The sequence below is a fragment of the Enterobacter cloacae complex sp. 2024EL-00214 genome, from assembly GCF_043945575.1.
Classification (GTDB): Bacteria; Pseudomonadota; Gammaproteobacteria; order Enterobacterales; family Enterobacteriaceae; genus Enterobacter; species Enterobacter cloacae_P.
Window position 1 is genome coordinate 57,388 of sequence record NZ_JBIMRC010000009.1, and the last position, 15,611, is coordinate 72,998.

Annotated in this window: 13 protein-coding genes; 8 read left to right on the forward strand and 5 right to left on the reverse strand. The window is 59.8% G+C overall.

Going from position 1 to position 15,611, the window contains the following annotated elements; genetic code table 11:
* Window positions 1–5 precede the first annotated feature (5 nt).
* Window positions 6–218 carry an MbtH family NRPS accessory protein gene (locus ACHHZ6_RS12100; RefSeq protein WP_182919560.1) on the forward strand — a complete coding sequence of 71 codons (213 nt, stop codon included), beginning with the start codon at window positions 6–8 and terminating at the stop codon, window positions 216–218.
* Window positions 215–4,075, forward strand: coding sequence for an enterobactin non-ribosomal peptide synthetase EntF (gene entF, locus ACHHZ6_RS12105; protein ID WP_395122266.1), 3,861 nt, complete (start codon window positions 215–217; stop codon window positions 4,073–4,075). Before ACHHZ6_RS12100 ends, entF begins: the two co-directional genes overlap by 4 nt.
* 92 nt (window positions 4,076–4,167) lie before the next feature.
* Here the strand turns inward: entF and fepC are convergent, their stop codons facing one another.
* From fepC to fepD, 3 genes are read right to left on the reverse strand one after another with little or no spacing between them, the layout of a single operon-like run.
* Window positions 4,168–4,968 (reverse strand): iron-enterobactin ABC transporter ATP-binding protein, encoded by an 801-nt coding sequence (fepC, locus tag ACHHZ6_RS12110; protein WP_395122267.1) that lies wholly within the window; start codon window positions 4,966–4,968, stop codon window positions 4,168–4,170.
* Complete coding sequence (gene fepG / locus ACHHZ6_RS12115; protein ID WP_182920007.1) at window positions 4,965–5,954, reverse strand: iron-enterobactin ABC transporter permease; 990 nt, start codon at window positions 5,952–5,954, stop codon at window positions 4,965–4,967. The genes fepC and fepG overlap by 4 nt, the downstream gene beginning before the upstream one ends.
* Entirely contained in the window at window positions 5,954–6,958 is a 1,005-nt protein-coding gene (gene fepD, locus ACHHZ6_RS12120) for a Fe(3+)-siderophore ABC transporter permease (protein ID WP_395122268.1), read from the reverse strand. The genes fepG and fepD overlap by 1 nt, the downstream gene beginning before the upstream one ends.
* Window positions 6,959–7,069: 111 nt before the next feature.
* Between fepD and entS the strand changes: the two genes are divergently transcribed.
* Window positions 7,070–8,317, forward strand: a complete 1,248-nt coding sequence (gene entS / locus ACHHZ6_RS12125; RefSeq protein ID WP_182274061.1) for an enterobactin transporter EntS — start codon at window positions 7,070–7,072, stop codon at window positions 8,315–8,317.
* Window positions 8,318–8,364: 47 nt separating this feature from the next.
* On the opposite strand, the gene fepB is transcribed toward entS, so the two are convergent.
* A complete protein-coding gene (gene fepB / locus ACHHZ6_RS12130) occupies window positions 8,365–9,324 on the reverse strand; it encodes a Fe2+-enterobactin ABC transporter substrate-binding protein (protein WP_395122269.1) in 960 nt (319 codons plus the stop codon).
* Window positions 9,325–9,511: 187 nt separating this feature from the next.
* Here fepB and entC point away from each other — a divergent pair, with 187 nt between their 5' ends.
* Genes entC through entH form a run of 5 tightly spaced genes read left to right on the forward strand, consistent with a single transcriptional unit; the run spans window position 9,512 to window position 14,341 of the window.
* A complete protein-coding gene (gene entC / locus ACHHZ6_RS12135) occupies window positions 9,512–10,687 on the forward strand; it encodes an isochorismate synthase EntC (RefSeq protein ID WP_182919565.1) in 1,176 nt (391 codons plus the stop codon).
* 9 nt (window positions 10,688–10,696) lie between these two features.
* A complete protein-coding gene (gene entE / locus ACHHZ6_RS12140; RefSeq protein ID WP_395122270.1) occupies window positions 10,697–12,307 on the forward strand; it encodes a (2,3-dihydroxybenzoyl)adenylate synthase EntE in 1,611 nt (536 codons plus the stop codon).
* 10 nt (window positions 12,308–12,317) lie between these two features.
* Window positions 12,318–13,172 carry an isochorismatase gene (locus tag ACHHZ6_RS12145; RefSeq protein ID WP_196390965.1) on the forward strand — a complete coding sequence of 285 codons (855 nt, stop codon included), beginning with the start codon at window positions 12,318–12,320 and terminating at the stop codon, window positions 13,170–13,172.
* On the forward strand, window positions 13,172–13,927 hold the full coding sequence (gene entA / locus ACHHZ6_RS12150) for a 2,3-dihydro-2,3-dihydroxybenzoate dehydrogenase EntA (RefSeq protein WP_182274066.1): 756 nt from the start codon (window positions 13,172–13,174) through the stop codon (window positions 13,925–13,927). The genes ACHHZ6_RS12145 and entA overlap by 1 nt, the downstream gene beginning before the upstream one ends.
* The gene (gene entH / locus ACHHZ6_RS12155) at window positions 13,928–14,341 is read left to right on the forward strand and encodes a proofreading thioesterase EntH (RefSeq protein WP_182919567.1); all 414 of its coding nucleotides are present in this window, start codon (window positions 13,928–13,930) and stop codon (window positions 14,339–14,341) included.
* 55 nt (window positions 14,342–14,396) lie between these two features.
* On the opposite strand, the gene ACHHZ6_RS12160 is transcribed toward entH, so the two are convergent.
* Window positions 14,397–15,509, reverse strand: a complete 1,113-nt coding sequence (locus tag ACHHZ6_RS12160) for a M20 family metallopeptidase (protein WP_182274067.1) — start codon at window positions 15,507–15,509, stop codon at window positions 14,397–14,399.
* Window positions 15,510–15,611 lie beyond the last annotated feature (102 nt).

The window sequence follows — 15,611 nt, forward strand, 5'->3', positions numbered from 1 at the left end:
TCTGTATGGAATTCAGTAATCCTTTCGATGATCCGCAAGGACAGTTTGCCATTTTGTGTAACGACCAGGCGCAGTACAGCCTGTGGCCGCAGCAGTGCGCGTTACCTGCGGGCTGGCGTGTGGTCTGTGAACCGCAATCCCAGGACGCGTGCCAGCAGTGGCTGACAGAACACTGGCAAACGCTTGAACCGTCTCATTTTGCGGGGGAGAACGCATGAGCCAACATCTTCCTCTTGTTGCCGCCCAGCCGGGGATCTGGATGGCGGAGCAACTTTCCATGTTGCCAAACGCCTGGAGTGTAGCGCACTACACTGAGCTGAAAGGTGACATAGACGCACCGTTGCTGGCAAAAGCCATTGCGGCGGGCATGATGCAGGCTGATACGCTGCGCATGCGCTTCATGGAAGATAACGGTGAAGTGTGGCAGTGGGTCGATGAATCTATGACGCTGCCGGAGCCGTCTGTTGTGAAGGCGGGCTCCCACGTTGCCGCTGTGGCGCTGATGGAAGCCGATCTCCGGCAAAACCTGCGCGTGGACAGCGGTCAGCCGCTGGCGTTTCACCAGTTGATTCAGGTGGGTGAACGCCACTGGTACTGGTATCAGCGTTATCACCACTTAGTGGTCGATGGCTTCAGTTTCCCGGCCATTACCCGTCAGATAGCCGCCATCTACACCGCATGGGAAAATGGCGAAACCCTGCCATCTTCTCCGTTTACCCCGTTTGCTGAGGTGGTGGAAGAGTACCAGCGCTACCGCAACAGCGAGGCGTATCCGCGTGACGGTGCCTTCTGGGCAGAGCAGCGTAAGCAGCTGCCTGCTCCGGTATCGCTCTCATCCGCACCGCTGCCGGGGCGTGCGGCAACGACTGATATTCTGCGCCTGAAAATTGCCGCCGACAGTCGTGCCTTTAGCCAGCTTACCCAGGCCGCCGGGCAAGTGCAGCGCACCGATCTGGCTCTCGCGCTGGTGGCGCTGTGGCTGGGTCGTCTGACCGGACGGCTGGACTACGCCGCCGGGTTTATCTTTATGCGTCGAATGGGGTCAGCCGCGCTGACGGCTACCGGTCCGGTGCTTAACGTACTGCCGCTGGCGGTCAACATCTCCCCGCAGGAAAGTCTGCCGGAGCTGGCGCTGCGCCTGGCAAACCAGCTCAAAAAAATGCGCCGTCATCAGCGCTACGATGCCGAGCAGATCGTCCGCGACAGCGGGCGCGCGGCCGGAGATGAAGCGCTGTTTGGCCCGGTGCTGAACGTTAAAGTGTTCGATTATCAGCTGGATATTGACGGCGTGGAGGCCACCACCCATACGCTGGCGACCGGCCCGGTAAACGATCTTGAACTGGCGCTGTTCCCGGACGAACAGGGCGGCCTGAGCATTGAGATCCTCGCCAGTCAGCAGCGTTACGATACCACCACGCTGACCCGTCACGCGGCGCGTCTGAATGCGATGCTGGCACAGTTTGCCGCCAACCCGGATCTGCGTTGTGGCGAGGTTGAAACGGTATCCGGAGATGAATACCAGCAGCTTGCGCGTATCAACGATACGGGCAAAGCATTGCCTGTCACCACGCTGGCCGGGCTGGTGGCGGAACAGGCGCATAAAACGCCGGATGCCCCGGCGCTGGCCGATGCGCACATTGAGCTGAACTATCGCCAGATGCGCGAGCAGGTGGTGGCGCTGGCAACCTTGCTGCGTGAACGCGGCGTGAAGCCGGGTGACAGCGTGGCGGTAGCACTGCCGCGCTCGGTATTTCTGACGCTGGCCCTGCACGGTATCGTGGAGGCGGGGGCCGCGTGGCTGCCGCTGGACACCGGCTACCCGGACGATCGTCTGCGCATGATGTTGGAAGATGCAAAACCGTCGCTGCTCATCACTACTGATGAACAACGCTCGCGCTTTCACGATCAGCCCGTAGAGATATTGAGTTACAACACACTCTTGCCTGCGACGGACGGTAAGCCGCTGAACCTGGCAAAACCAGAGCAGACGGCCTATATCATCTTCACGTCTGGCTCGACCGGTCGCCCGAAAGGGGTGATGGTAGGACATACCGCCATCGTTAACCGCCTGAAGTGGATGCAGGATCACTACCCGCTGGATACGCACGACGTGGTGGCGCAGAAAACGCCGTGCAGTTTTGACGTGTCGGTGTGGGAGTTCTGGTGGCCGTTTATCGCCGGGGCGAAACTGGTGATGGCCGGGCCGGATGCTCACCGCGATCCGCAGGCGATGCAGAGCTTCTTCGCGCAATACGGTGTCACCACTACCCACTTTGTGCCGTCGATGCTGGCAGCGTTTGTCGCCTCGCTGACGCCGGAAAATGCCGACTGCTGCAAAACGCTGAAACAGGTATTCTGCAGTGGGGAAGCGCTGCCCGCCGAACTGTGCCGCGAGTGGGAGCAACTGACCCGCGCGCCGCTGCATAACCTCTACGGCCCAACGGAAGCGGCGGTGGACGTGAGCTGGTATCCGGCGTTTGGCCCGGAACTGGCGGCGACAGAGGGTAACAGCGTGCCGATTGGCTTCCCGGTGTGGAACACGGGGCTGCGCATTCTGGATGCGATGATGCGCCCGGTGCCGTTTGGGGTGGCAGGCGATCTGTATCTCACAGGGGTCCAGCTTGCGCAGGGCTATCTCGGACGTCCGGATTTAACCGCCAGCCGTTTTATTGCCGATCCTTTTGCGCCAGGTGAGCGCATGTATCGCACCGGTGATGTGGCCCGCTGGCTGGATAACGGCGCGGTGGAGTATTTAGGGCGCAGTGACGATCAGCTGAAAATTCGCGGCCAGCGTATTGAGCTGGGTGAAATTGACCGGGCGATGCTTTCATTACCGGACGTGGCGCAGGCCGTGGCGCATGCCTGCGTGTTTAATCAGGCTGCGGCAACGGGCGGGGATGCGCGTCAGCTGGTGGGGTATGTGGTGTCTGAATCGGGATTACCTCTGGACAGGGCCGCGCTGCTTGAGTCGCTCAAAGCGCAACTGCCGCCGCACATGGTGCCGGTCGTGCTGCTGCAAATCAGTGCGTTGCCTTTAAGTGCGAACGGTAAGCTCGACCGAAAAGCATTGCCGCTGCCAGAGCTGACCAGCAAAACCTCCGGTCGTGCGCCACAGACGGAAACCGAAATGGCGGTGGCTCAGGCGTTTGCCGGGCTACTGGGCTGTGAGGTGAACGATATCGAAGCCGATTTCTTTGCCCTCGGCGGCCACTCGCTGCTGGCGATGCGTCTGGCCGCTCAGCTCAGCCGCGCATTCACCCGCAAGGTGACACCGGGGCAGATTATGGTGGCATCAACGGTCAGCAAACTCAGCACATTGCTGGACTCGCCGATAAGCGACGAGCAGGCGCAGCGTCTGGGTTATGAAACCATTCTGCCGCTGCGTGAAAGCCATGGCCCGACGCTGTTTTGCTTCCATCCGGCGTCCGGTTTTGCCTGGCAGTTTAGCGTGCTGGTGCGCTATCTCAGCCCGCGCTGGTCAATCACCGGCATCCAGTCTCCGCGACCAGAAGGGCCAATGCAGCAGTGCGCCGATCTGGATGGCGTGATTGGGCATCATCTGGCGACACTGCGCAGGGAGCAGCCGCGCGGGCCATATTATTTGTTGGGTTATTCTCTTGGCGGCACGCTGGCGCAGGGGGTTGCCGCGCGTCTGCGTGAGCAAGGTGAAACGGTCGCATTCCTCGGCCTGCTGGATACCTGGCCACCGGAAACGCAAAACTGGGCGGAGAAAGAGGCCAATGGTCTTGACCCGGCAGTGCTGGCGGAAATCGAACGTGAGCGCCAGGCGTTTATCGCCGCGCAGCAGGGGCAGGGTTCCGGCGAGTTGTTTAACGCCATCGAAGGCAACTACGCCGATGCGGTACGCTTGCTCACCACGGCACACAGTTCACGCTTTGACGGCAAAGCGACGCTGTTTGTTGCCGGGCGCACGCAAACGATGGATCCACAGGTCGCCTGGGCACCGTGGGTGGGTGGGCTTGAGGTTTACAGCCAGGATTGCGCCCACGTGGATATCATTTCGCCGCAGGCGTTTGAGAAGATTGGGCCGGTATTGAAGGACATATTGGGATAGTGTAAATCCTCCCCTCACTCTAACCCTCCCCCGATAGGGGCGAGGGGATAGTTTGCTCCCTCTTCCTGTGGGAGAGGGTTGGGGTGAGGGCATCAGACCGCACGTTTCCCTAGCGGAACCACCAGCGGCGTACCCGCCACCGGATCGTCAATAATCATGCAGCGCATGCCGTAGATCCGCTCGATCAGCTCCGGCGTCACAATCTCTTTTGGTGCGCCCTGCGCCACAATCTCGCCGTCGCGCAATGCAATCAAATGCGTGGCATAACGGCACGCCTGGTTCAAATCATGCAGTACTGCCGCCAGCGTGTAGCCCTGCGTACGGTTCAGGTCGCTCAGCAGTTCCAGCAGGTCAATCTGATGGCTGATATCCAGCCACGTGGTGGGCTCGTCCAGCAGCATAATGGCGGTTTCCTGCGCCAGCACCATTGCGATCCACGCCCGCTGACGCTGGCCCCCGGAAAGGGTATCCACGCTTTGTAATGCGAGGTCGGTGATGCCTGTCGCCTGCATCGCCCGGTTCACCGCGTCATCGTCCTCTTTGCGCCAGCGGGTAAACAATGGCTGGTGCGGGTAGCGCCCGCGGGAGACCAGCTCCTGCACGGTGATGTCTCCCGGCGTGGTGGCGTTTTGTGCCAGCAGCCCGATACGCCGCGCCACCTCTTTGCTGGCAAAGCGCTGGATCTGCTCGCCGTCGAGAAACACGCTGCCGTCAACCGGTGTCATCAGGCGGCTGAGGGTGCGCAACAGTGTCGATTTGCCGCAGCCGTTCGGGCCGATGATCGCCGTGAAATGGCCGTCAGGAATGGCGACGCTCAGGTTGTGGGCAATGATTTTTTTGCCATAGCCGAGGGTTAAGTTTTCGCCGCGCAAGCGGGTTACTGAGTCGGTCATTTCTTGCGTGACTCCTGAACTAACAAAACGATGAGGTAAATACCACCGAGGCTGACGGTCACCACGCCTACCGGTAGCTGATACGGCATAAACAGCTGTTGGGCGCAGAGGTCGGCAGCCAGCAATAACAGGGCACCGCACAATGCTGCCTGGGTTAACCCCCAGCGCGCCGTCCCGCTGAGGCGTCGCGCAATATGGGGAGCCACGAGGGCGATAAATGAGATCGGTCCGGCGATGGCGGTGGCGGCAGCGGTCAGTAAAACGGCCACCAGCATCAGCATCAGGCGCGAACGCTCAACGCCCACGCCGAGCGCGCAGGCGCTGTCGTCGCCCATCTCCAGCAGGCGCATGCGTCGCACCAGCAGGATCGCGCCAATAAACATCAGCAGGATCAGCGGCGCGGCGGGCCAGGTCTTGCTCCACGTCAGGCCGTTCAGCGAACCGGCGTACCACAGCCCGGCGGAGAGCGCGGTTTCCAGCGAAGCCTGCAGTAGTAGCCAGGTGTTGAAGGCCATCAGCATGGCGCGCACGCCGATACCGATAATGATCAGGCGGAAGGTGTCGATACCATTTCGCCACGCGAGCGCCCAGATGAGCAGGGAGGTCAAAATGCCGCCAGCCATCGCCGTAACGGTAATGGCCGTCAGGTGCTGACCAAACAGCACCATCGCCACCAGCACACCGCTCCATGCGCCAGTATTGAGGCCCATCACGTCCGGGCTGCCCAACGGGTTACGCATCAGCGACTGGAATATCGCACCACTGACGCCAAGCGCCGCGCCCACCAGAATGGCCATCGCCACGCGCGGCAGCCGCCATTCGGTGACCACCATCGTGATATTGCGTGGCGCACTGCCGAGCAGCGCGTGAAAGACCTGGGTAAAATCGAGCATCACCGCGCCGCTGCGCAGGCTCCAGACCGCCAGCAGTACAATGGCGAACGCCAGCAGGGAGACGCTGGTGACTAAACGACGGGATGGAGCCATCATGCGCCACCTCCGCGTTTACGTCGTACGAGGAAAATCAACACAGGGGCACCGATAAAGGCGCTGACCACCGAAACGCGCAATTCACCGGGAACCAAAAGACGACCGAGAATATCGGCAAACAGCAACAGAGCAGGCGTGGCAAGCAGCGTAACGGGCAAAGACCAGCGGTGATCTGCCCCCACCAGCCAGCGCGCCATATGCGGCATCATCAGGCCGATAAAGGCAATCGGGCCGACCACGGCGGTTGCACTGCCGCACAGAACGGTGATCGTCAGTAAACCTGTTAACTGCGTGCGCGCCACGCGGTTACCGAGTGCGGTGGCTGTGTCGCTGCCGAGGCTCAGGCTGTTCAGCGCCCGGCTTAAAAACAGCGCCACGGCGGCGGCGATAATCACCGGGATCATCACCACTTTTAAGGTGTCCAGCGTGCGGATATCCAGTGAGCCGGCCTGCCAGAAACGCAACTGATCGTAGACGTCCGGGTTGAGCAGGGCGATGCCGTTGGATAACCCTTCCAGCACGGCGGCAAGCGCCACGCCTGCCAGCGTTAAGCGTACCGGACTAAGTTGTCCGCCGCCCTGGCTGCCGGTAAAGGCGACGACCAGTGAGGCTGCCAGCGCACCGCAAAAGGCCATCATCAGCTGCTCCGACGGCGAACTAAACCCGAACAGCGCTGCGCCGAGCACAATCGCAAAGCTGGCTCCAGAGTTGACGCCGAGAATACCGGGGTCAGCCAGCGGGTTACGGGTGAGGGTTTGCATCAGGGCACCCGCCAGTCCCAGTGCGCCACCGGCCAGTAATCCGGCAAGCGTGCGGGGTAAACGGGCGTCCAGCACGATGGTGCAGTCGGCGCTCTGGCAGGTGCCGGAGAGTGCATCGACAATAACGGACGCGGGCAGCGGCTTCGCGCCAACCAGCAGACTGAGTGCAATCGCAAGGATCAACAGTAGCAATAAAACGGGCACCGCAACGGCGCGCACCGCAGAAGAGGAAAACGACATAGCAACATCCATGATTTGATAATGATAGTAATTATCGTTATCTATCTTATTTGGCTATGTTAGCATGTGCGCCCATGAAATTGGTAGATCGTTAGACCTCAGGGCCTTGTCATGAATCAAAAATCCTGGCTGATCAACCTCAGCCTGCTTAAAACGCATCCGGCGTATCGCGCTGTTTTTATCGCCCGTTTTATCTCCATTTTATCCCTCGGCCTGCTCGGCGTGGCCGTGCCGGTACAGATCCAGACCCTGACTCACTCCAGCTGGCTGGTGGGGTTATCCGTTACGTTAACGGGTGGGGCGATGTTTATCGGTCTGATGATTGGCGGCGTGCTGGCGGACAGGTACGAACGTAAAAAACTCATCCTGCTGGCGCGGGGTACCTGCGGCGTGGGGTTTGTCGGGTTGTGTCTGAACGCCATGTTGCCGGAGCCATCATTAATGGCGATTTATGCCCTGGGGTTGTGGGATGGCTTTTTCGCATCGTTAGGCGTGACGGCGCTGCTGGCGGCTACGCCTGCGCTGGTGGGGCGTGAAAACCTGATGCAGGCGGGAGCGATTACGATGCTCACCGTGCGCCTGGGATCGGTGATTTCACCGATGGTCGGTGGTTTATTGCTGGCAACCGGCGACGTGGCGTGGAACTACGGGCTGGCGGCGGCGGGAACCTTTATCACCACGCTCACGTTGCTGCGCTTACCGCTTCTGCCACCACCGCCGCAACAGCGCGAACATCCGCTGAAATCACTGATGGCGGCGATCCGTTTTCTGTTCAGCAACCCGCTGATTGGCGGCATTGCGTTGCTGGGTGGTTTGCTGACGATGGCGAGCGCCGTGCGCGTGCTCTATCCGGCGCTGGCGGGTGAGTGGCAGATGAGCGCCCCGCAGATTGGCGTGTTATATGCGGCAATCCCACTTGGCGCGGCGTGCGGCGCGCTCACCAGCGGTAAGCTGGCACAGAGTGCGCGTCCGGGGTTGATTATGCTGGTGGCGACGCTGGCCTCGTTTATCGCTATTGGCTTCTTCAGCCTGATGCCGGTGTGGGCGCTGGGCGTGCTCTGCTTGGCAATCTTTGGCTGGCTGAGTGCGATCAGTTCATTGTTGCAATACACCCTGATCCAGACCCAGACGCCGGAAGGGATGCTGGGGCGCATTAACGGTCTGTGGACGGCGCAGAACGTGACGGGTGATGCCATCGGCGCGGCGATCCTCGGCGGGCTGGGCGCGATGATGACGCCGGTGGCGTCAGCGAGCAGCAGTGGGTTTGCGCTGGCGGTTGTCGGGGGGATTTTGTTGCTGGTGTTGGCGGAGCTGCGACGGTTCAGGCAGGAAGTTGTGTTGAACGACAGTGCGGCCTGATGCCTTCATTCCCGTCCTCTCCCACAGGGAGAGGACGGGTTAATGCCCTACTTAAACAACGAATCCAGTCTGTCTAATACCCGCATCGCGCTGTAATAATCCAGGCGGAATGTCTCCGTTCCCAATGCCCAGACGCGCTTGTTCTGCACCGCAGGCAGGTGTGCCAGCAGCGGGTTGGCGTAAATTGCGTCCACATCCTTTTGGTCACCGGCAAACAGGAACAACCCTTCACCGTTCAGACCCGTCGCCAGGTTTTCGCCACCCAACTGGATGATGTCGTGGCGTTGGCCCTGGCTTTTGGAGGTATGTAACCCGGCGGGCAGCTCAGCCAGCGTAAAGCCCAGCTGGTGTAGCATCTGGCCCTGTGCTGATTCCGCCGTCCACAGGTTGGCGCTGTGCGCGGCGGCGGTGTAGACAATGGCGTTGACCGGCTGCGGTGGCAGCGTCATTTGCTGCTTCACCCGGGCGAGTTGCTTATCAAATTCCGCAATGCGTTCTGCGGCCTGTTTTTCCTGGCCGGTAATTGTACCCAGCTGTGTTAACAGTGCCTGCCAGCTTTTGTCGTCGTAATTGATAACCAGAACAGGTGCGATGGCGGAAAGCTGATCGTACAGCGCCAGCGCGGAATCTCCGCCGGTGGCGCTGATTAAAATCAGGTCCGGCATCCGGGCAGCGACGGCCTCGGCGCTCGGCTCACCAATATACAGCCGTGCAAGCTTGCGCTGTTTCGCAATATCACCCCACTGGCGCAGGAAGCCCTGTGCATCCGCCACGCGGTTATTTGGCGTTGTGGCTCCGCTGGCGATGACGGGGGCATCGATTGCCAGCAGGGAGCCGGTTAAGGTCACGCTGGTGGAGACAATGCGCAGCGGTTTGCTTTTCAGGGTGTGCGTACCGTGGCTGTCAGTCACCTGACGAGGCCAGTCGGCGGCGGTCGCTGAGGTTAGTCCTAAAACAAAAAGTCCGGTTAAAAGCAGGGCATTACGACAAATAGCGGGCAGTTTCACAAAGCGGCATCCTGTTTTTTATGAAGTTAATGATTCTCATTTTCACGATTGCAGCGAAGGGATGCAAGCGATAGTCGCACAAGTTGTTCTCTCTGTGGTTGACACCAGGACACTCTGCGATTAGGTTAGCCATCGAAAATATAAATGATAATCATTATTACTGCCTTTATCATTTCAGGAGGATGATATGGATACGTCCCTGGCTGAGGAAGTTCAGCACACCGCGACCACGCTGCAATCAGACAGCTTTTTCTTTATGTCGCCTTATCGCAGTTTTACCACGTCAGGTTGTTTTGCCCGTTTCTCCGAATCCGCCGTTGGCGGCGACGATCCGGCTGGCAATTTCCAGCAAAAATTAGCCCAGGCTTTCCGGAACGCGAAAGCCAGCGGCATTGCCCATCCTGTCATGGTGGGCGCTATTCCATTCGATACCCGCAAACCGTCGTCACTGTTTATTCCGCAAAGCTGGCAGACATTCTCTCGCCCGGCGCGTCAGCAGTCCGCCCGCTATTTCTCCGGCGCGCAGGCGCTGAATGTGGCAACACGGGCTGAGATCCCTCCGCAGTTGGTTTTCGAAGAGATGGTGGCACGTGCGGCGGCGCTTACCGCCACGCCGCAGGTGAACAAAGTGGTGTTGTCGCGCCTGATTGAGATTGCGACTGACGAGAAGATTGATAGCAGCGCCTTGCTGGAACGGCTGATTGCGCAGAACCCGGCCAGCTTTAATTTCCACGTGCCGCTGGAAGATGGCGGTGTGTTGCTCGGTGCAAGCCCGGAGCTACTGTTGCGCAAAGAGGGCGCGCGCTTTAGCTCGCTGCCACTGGCAGGCTCCGCACGCCGTCAGCCGGATGACATGCTGGATCGCGAAGCGGGCAACAAGCTGCTGGCGTCAGAAAAAGACCGTCACGAGCATGACCTGGTCACGCAGGCGATGAAAGCCATTCTGGAGCCGCGCAGCCATCATCTGAGCATGCCAGCTTCACCGCAGCTCATCACCACGCCGACGTTGTGGCATCTGGCAACACCGGTGGAAGGGGATGCGCGGGAAAACGAAAACGCGCTGACGCTGGCCTGTCTGCTGCACCCGACCCCTGCGTTGAGCGGTTTCCCTCACCAGGCAGCAAAACAGCTGATTGCCGAACTGGAACCGTTTGACCGTGAACTGTTTGGCGGCATCGTCGGCTGGTGCGACAGCGAAGGTAATGGCGAGTGGGTGGTGACCATCCGCTGCGCGCGTTTGCATGAGAAGTCCGTTCGCCTGTTTGCGGGCGCGGGTATTGTGCCAGCGTCCTCTCCGGTGGGGGAGTGGCGAGAAACCGGCGTGAAGCTCTCCACCATGCTGAATGTTTTTGGTTTGCATTAAGGAGCACTCATGACCATTCCCTTTACCCGCTGGCCTGAGGATTTTGCCCGGCGCTACCGTGAAAAAGGCTACTGGCAGGATCGGCCATTAACTCACATCCTGACCGATCGCGCAGACAGCGACACGGTCGCTATCATTGACGGCGACCGCCGCTTTACCTGGCGCGAATTCAACCAGGCAGTGAACAACCTGGCGTCAATGTTACAGGCACAGGGTCTGCAGCGCGGCGAGACGGCGCTGGTGCAGCTTGGCAACGTGGCCGAGTTCTACATCACTTTCTTCGCGCTGCTACAGGTGGGCGTGGCTCCGGTCAATGCGCTCTTTAGTCATCAGCGTAACGAACTGAACGCCTATGCCGCGCAGATCAAACCAGCACTGCTGATTGCCGATCGCGAGCATGCATTGTTTACGGGTGATAGCTTCCTCAATACCTTTACCGATGAATACCGCTCGGTGCGCGTCGTGCTACTGCGCGGTGATAAGGGGGATCATGCCCTGGAAGCCGCGATTGCGCGCCCGGCGGATCGTTTCATTCCCAACCCAACCCCAGCCGATGAAGTGGCGTTTTTCCAGCTATCCGGCGGCAGTACCGGCACGCCGAAGCTGATCCCACGCACGCATAACGACTACGACTACAGCATTCGTCGCAGCAACGAAATTTGCGGCATTACCGCGGATACCCGTTACCTGAATGCGCTGCCTGCGGCGCACAACTACGCCATGAGTTCGCCGGGTTCGCTGGGTGTCTTTACCGCAGGCGGCTGCGTGGTGCTGGCGAATGATCCGAGCGCCACGCTCTGTTTCCCGCTGATTGAACAGCACCAGATCAACGTCACCTCGCTGGTGCCGCCTGCGGTCAGCCTGTGGCTACAGGCGATTGCCGAAGGGGCGGGTAACGCCCGGCTTCAGTCGCTGAAGTTGCTGCAGGTGGGGGGGGCGCGTCTTTCCGCCACGCTTGCCGCGCGTATTCCGGTGGAGATGGGCTGCCAGCTGCAGCAGGTGTTTGGTATGGCGGAAGGGCTGGTGAACTACACCGCGCTCGACGATACGCCGGAACGCATTATCAACACTCAGGGCCGTCCGATGTGTCCTGATGATGAAGTGTGGGTGGCCGATGAGCACGGTAACCCGCTGCCACGCGGCGAGGTCGGGCGTCTGATGACCCGCGGGCCGTACACCTTCCGGGGTTATTTCAACAGCCCGGAACACAACGCCAGCGCCTTTGATGCCAACGGTTTTTACTGCTCCGGCGATCTGATCGCCATTGACGAGCAGGGCTATATCACCGTGCAGGGTCGCGAGAAAGATCAGATCAACCGGGGTGGCGAAAAGATTGCCGCTGAAGAGATCGAAAACCTGCTGCTGCGCCACGAGGCGGTGATCCACGCCGCGCTGGTGAGCATGGAAGACAGCCTGCTGGGTGAGAAAAGTTGCGCGTATCTGGTGGTGAAACAGCCGCTGCGCGCGGTCGAAGTGCGTCGCTTCCTGCGGGAACAGGGCGTTGCGGAATTTAAGCTACCGGATCGCGTGGAAAGCGTGGATGCACTCCCGTTAACGCCGGTCGGTAAAGTTGATAAGAAACAGTTGCGCCTGCGGCTTGCGGAACGCGCCCAGGGCTAAGGAACAGAATATGGCTATCCCAAAATTAACCGCTTACGCACTGCCAACCGTCGCAGACCTGCCGACCAACAAAGTGAACTGGGCGTTTGAGCCGGAGCGCGCGGCGCTGTTGATCCACGATATGCAGGAGTATTTCCTGAACTTCTGGGGCGAAAACAGCCCGATGATGGCGCAGGTGGTGGCAAACATCGCCAGACTGCGTGACTACTGCAAAGTGCACAACATTCCGGTCTACTACACCGCGCAGCCGAAAGAGCAGAGCGATGACGATCGCGCCCTGTTGAACGACATGTGGGGACCGGGTCTGACCCGTTCGCCCGAGCAGCAACGCATTGTGGCGGAGCTGACGCCGGACGAAGCCGACACCGTGCTGGTGAAGTGGCGTTACAGTGCGTTCCACCGTTCGCCGCTGGAACTCATGCTCAAAGAGACCGGGCGTAATCAGCTGCTGATCACCGGCGTTTATGCCCACATCGGCTGCATGACCACCGCCACCGACGCGTTTATGCGCGACATTAAACCGTTCTTCATCGCCGATGCGCTGGCGGATTTTACCCGCGATGAGCATCTGATGTCGCTCAACTATGTGGCAGGACGTTCCGGCCGCGTAGTGATGACTGATGAACTGCTGCCTTCTGTTCCTGCCTCAAAAGAGGCGCTACGTGAGCTGGTGTTGCCGTTGCTGGATGAGTCCGACGAGCCGATGAATGACGAAAACCTGATCGACTACGGTCTGGACTCGGTGCGCATGATGGCGCTGGCGGCGCGCTGGCGCAAAGTACACGGCGATATCGACTTCGTGATGCTGGCGAAAAACCCGACGATTGATGCCTGGTGGGCGCTGCTCTCTCGTGAGGTGAAATGATGGCGGGTTTCGATTTCGCCGGCAAAAACGTCTGGGTGACGGGGGCGGGCAAGGGTATCGGTTACGCTACTGCGCAGGCGTTTGTGGAGGCGGGCGCGCGGGTCACCGGGTTCGACCTGGCGTTTGGGCTGGAGGATTATCCGTTTACCACCGAAACGCTGGACGTGGCGGACTCTGCTCAGGTGAGCGACGTTTGCGGGCGCGTGCTCAGCACCATTGAGCGTCTGGATGTGCTGGTGAATGCGGCCGGGATCCTGCGTATGGGCGCGACGGATCAGATCTCTCAGGAAGACTGGCAGCAGACCTTCGCGGTCAACGTCGGTGGGGCGTTTAATCTGTTCCAGCAGACGATGGGCCAGTTTCGTCGTCAGCAGGGCGGGGCAATTGTGACCGTGGCGTCTGACGCCGCCCATACGCCGCGCATCGGCATGAGCGCCTACGGTGCGTCGAAGGCAGCGCTGAAAAGCCTGGCACTGACCGTCGGGCTGGAGCTGGCGGGCAGTGGCGTGCGTTGCAATCTGGTGTCGCCGGGCTCAACCGATACCGATATGCAGCGTACCCTGTGGAAGAGTGACGATGCCGAACAGTTGCGGATTCGTGGCTTTGGCGAACAGTTTAAGCTCGGCATTCCGCTGGGCAAAATTGCCCGTCCGCAGGAGGTCGCCAGCACTATTCTGTTCCTCGCATCAGATGCGGCCAGCCATATCACCCTGCAGGATATTGTGGTGGACGGCGGCTCCACGCTGGGGGCGTAGATGATCTGGAAGCGCCATTTATCGCTCGAAGCACTGAATGCCACCAGCCTGAATACTCTGGTGGCGCATCTGGGCATGGTCTATACCCGCATCGGCGATGACACCCTTGAGGCGGAAATGCCGGTGGATGCGCGTACCCATCAGCCGTTTGGTCTGCTGCACGGCGGTGCCTCAGCCGCGCTGGCGGAAACGCTGGGGTCGATGGCTGGTTTTCTGATGACCCGCGACGGGCAGAGCGTGGTGGGAACAGAGCTGAACGCCACTCATCATCGTGCGGTATCACAGGGGAAGGTGCGCGGCGTGTGTCAGCCGCTGCATCTGGGGCGCACCAGCCAGAGCTGGGAAATTGTGGTATTTGATGAGCAGGGACGACGGTGCTGTACTTGCCGGTTGAGTACAATGGTGTTGGGGTAATTAGTGCGGTCTGTTGCCCTCTCCCCACAGGGAGAGGGAATGGTTTGGTGCCAAATCAGAGCATTGAAACTACACGCCTGAGTAATCGAATTCGCGGTGCAATCGATGCCTTATCCAGCCACTCTGCCGGGCTGTGGAACCCGGCACCAATCGGCCCCAGGCCGTCGAGCGTCGGAACGCCCAGCGCAGCGGTGTGGTTGGCATCGCTGCCGCCGCCGACTGCCTGCCAGGTAATGGCAATACCTTCTTCTTTACCTGCGGCTTCAACCTGTTGCATCAACACCCGCGTGGCTTCGCTGGTTGCCATCGCTGGTTTGTGATTTACCCGCGTAATCGTGGTGGTCACGCCTTCTGAAAAGCCTGTTGCACATAACGCTTCCAGCGCCTGATTCACCCGGTCGTACTCGTCGTTTTCCCAGAAACGCACATCGAGTTCTGCAACGGCCTTGTCGGCCACTACGTTTGCTGCACTACCGCCCTGAATCACCCCCACGTTGAGCGTAGTACCGCGATCCCAGTCGGTTAGTGCATTGATGGCAATAATGCTGTTTGCCAGCGCGGTTATTGCCGAGCGGCCTTTTTCAGGGTCGTTACCCGCATGTGCTGCCACGCCGCTGAAGGTGAGGTGATAACCCGCCATGCCTTTACGTGCTTTCACCAGTGAACCATCAGCACGGGCAGCTTCGCACACCAGCACGCAGCGGGCACGTTTTGCCAGCTCGCCAATCCATGCGTGCGAGTACACCGAACCGGTTTCTTCGTCCGGGTTCATCGCAACGGCAATCGCCAGACGCTCTTTATCCCCGGCATTCAACTCGCGCATCGCCCACAAAATATTCAGCAGCCCACTTTTCATGTCTGACACGCCAGGGCCATACAGGCGGGTATCATCCTCGCTCATCGGGCGCTCAGCCACGGTTCCGGGGGCAAACACGGTGTCCAGATGGCCGACCAGCAGTACGTCGAATTGCTCCGCCTGTGGTTTATTGCTAACGAACACGCCGGGGCCAACTTTTTCGCCCAGATCCACCTGTTCGGTATACCAGCCTTCACGCTGCCAGAGTTTCCCGATAATGCCGGCCACGGTGGCGACGCCTGCGATGGTCTGGGTACCGCAGTCCACGTTCACCAGAGAGGTGAGTTCTTGTATGTAATTTTCGAGTTCCATTCTTCTGTATCTGCCATGTTGTCAGCTAATCGTTCAGGTATTTTGACCTGCCCGGAGAGAGAAAAAATGATGTAAATCATCGTTGCGGATCCCGCCTGGCTG

What these genes read in the sequence shown, in the direction of transcription:
- entF (WP_395122266.1), top strand. Translation starts at nt 215, where the DNA reads ATGAGCCAACATCTTCCTCTTGTTGCCGCCCAGCCGGGGATCTGGATG.
- ACHHZ6_RS12100 (WP_182919560.1), top strand. Translation starts at nt 6, where the DNA reads ATGGAATTCAGTAATCCTTTCGATGATCCGCAAGGACAGTTTGCCATT.
- entS (WP_182274061.1), top strand. Translation starts at nt 7,070, where the DNA reads ATGAATCAAAAATCCTGGCTGATCAACCTCAGCCTGCTTAAAACGCAT.
- fepD (WP_395122268.1), bottom strand. Translation starts at nt 6,958, where the DNA reads ATGTCGTTTTCCTCTTCTGCGGTGCGCGCCGTTGCGGTGCCCGTTTTA.
- ACHHZ6_RS12160 (WP_182274067.1), bottom strand. Translation starts at nt 15,509, where the DNA reads ATGGAACTCGAAAATTACATACAAGAACTCACCTCTCTGGTGAACGTG.
- ACHHZ6_RS12145 (WP_196390965.1), top strand. Translation starts at nt 12,318, where the DNA reads ATGGCTATCCCAAAATTAACCGCTTACGCACTGCCAACCGTCGCAGAC.
- fepC (WP_395122267.1), bottom strand. Translation starts at nt 4,968, where the DNA reads ATGACCGACTCAGTAACCCGCTTGCGCGGCGAAAACTTAACCCTCGGC.
- entA (WP_182274066.1), top strand. Translation starts at nt 13,172, where the DNA reads ATGGCGGGTTTCGATTTCGCCGGCAAAAACGTCTGGGTGACGGGGGCG.
- entC (WP_182919565.1), top strand. Translation starts at nt 9,512, where the DNA reads ATGGATACGTCCCTGGCTGAGGAAGTTCAGCACACCGCGACCACGCTG.
- fepG (WP_182920007.1), bottom strand. Translation starts at nt 5,954, where the DNA reads ATGGCTCCATCCCGTCGTTTAGTCACCAGCGTCTCCCTGCTGGCGTTC.
- entH (WP_182919567.1), top strand. Translation starts at nt 13,928, where the DNA reads ATGATCTGGAAGCGCCATTTATCGCTCGAAGCACTGAATGCCACCAGC.
- entE (WP_395122270.1), top strand. Translation starts at nt 10,697, where the DNA reads ATGACCATTCCCTTTACCCGCTGGCCTGAGGATTTTGCCCGGCGCTAC.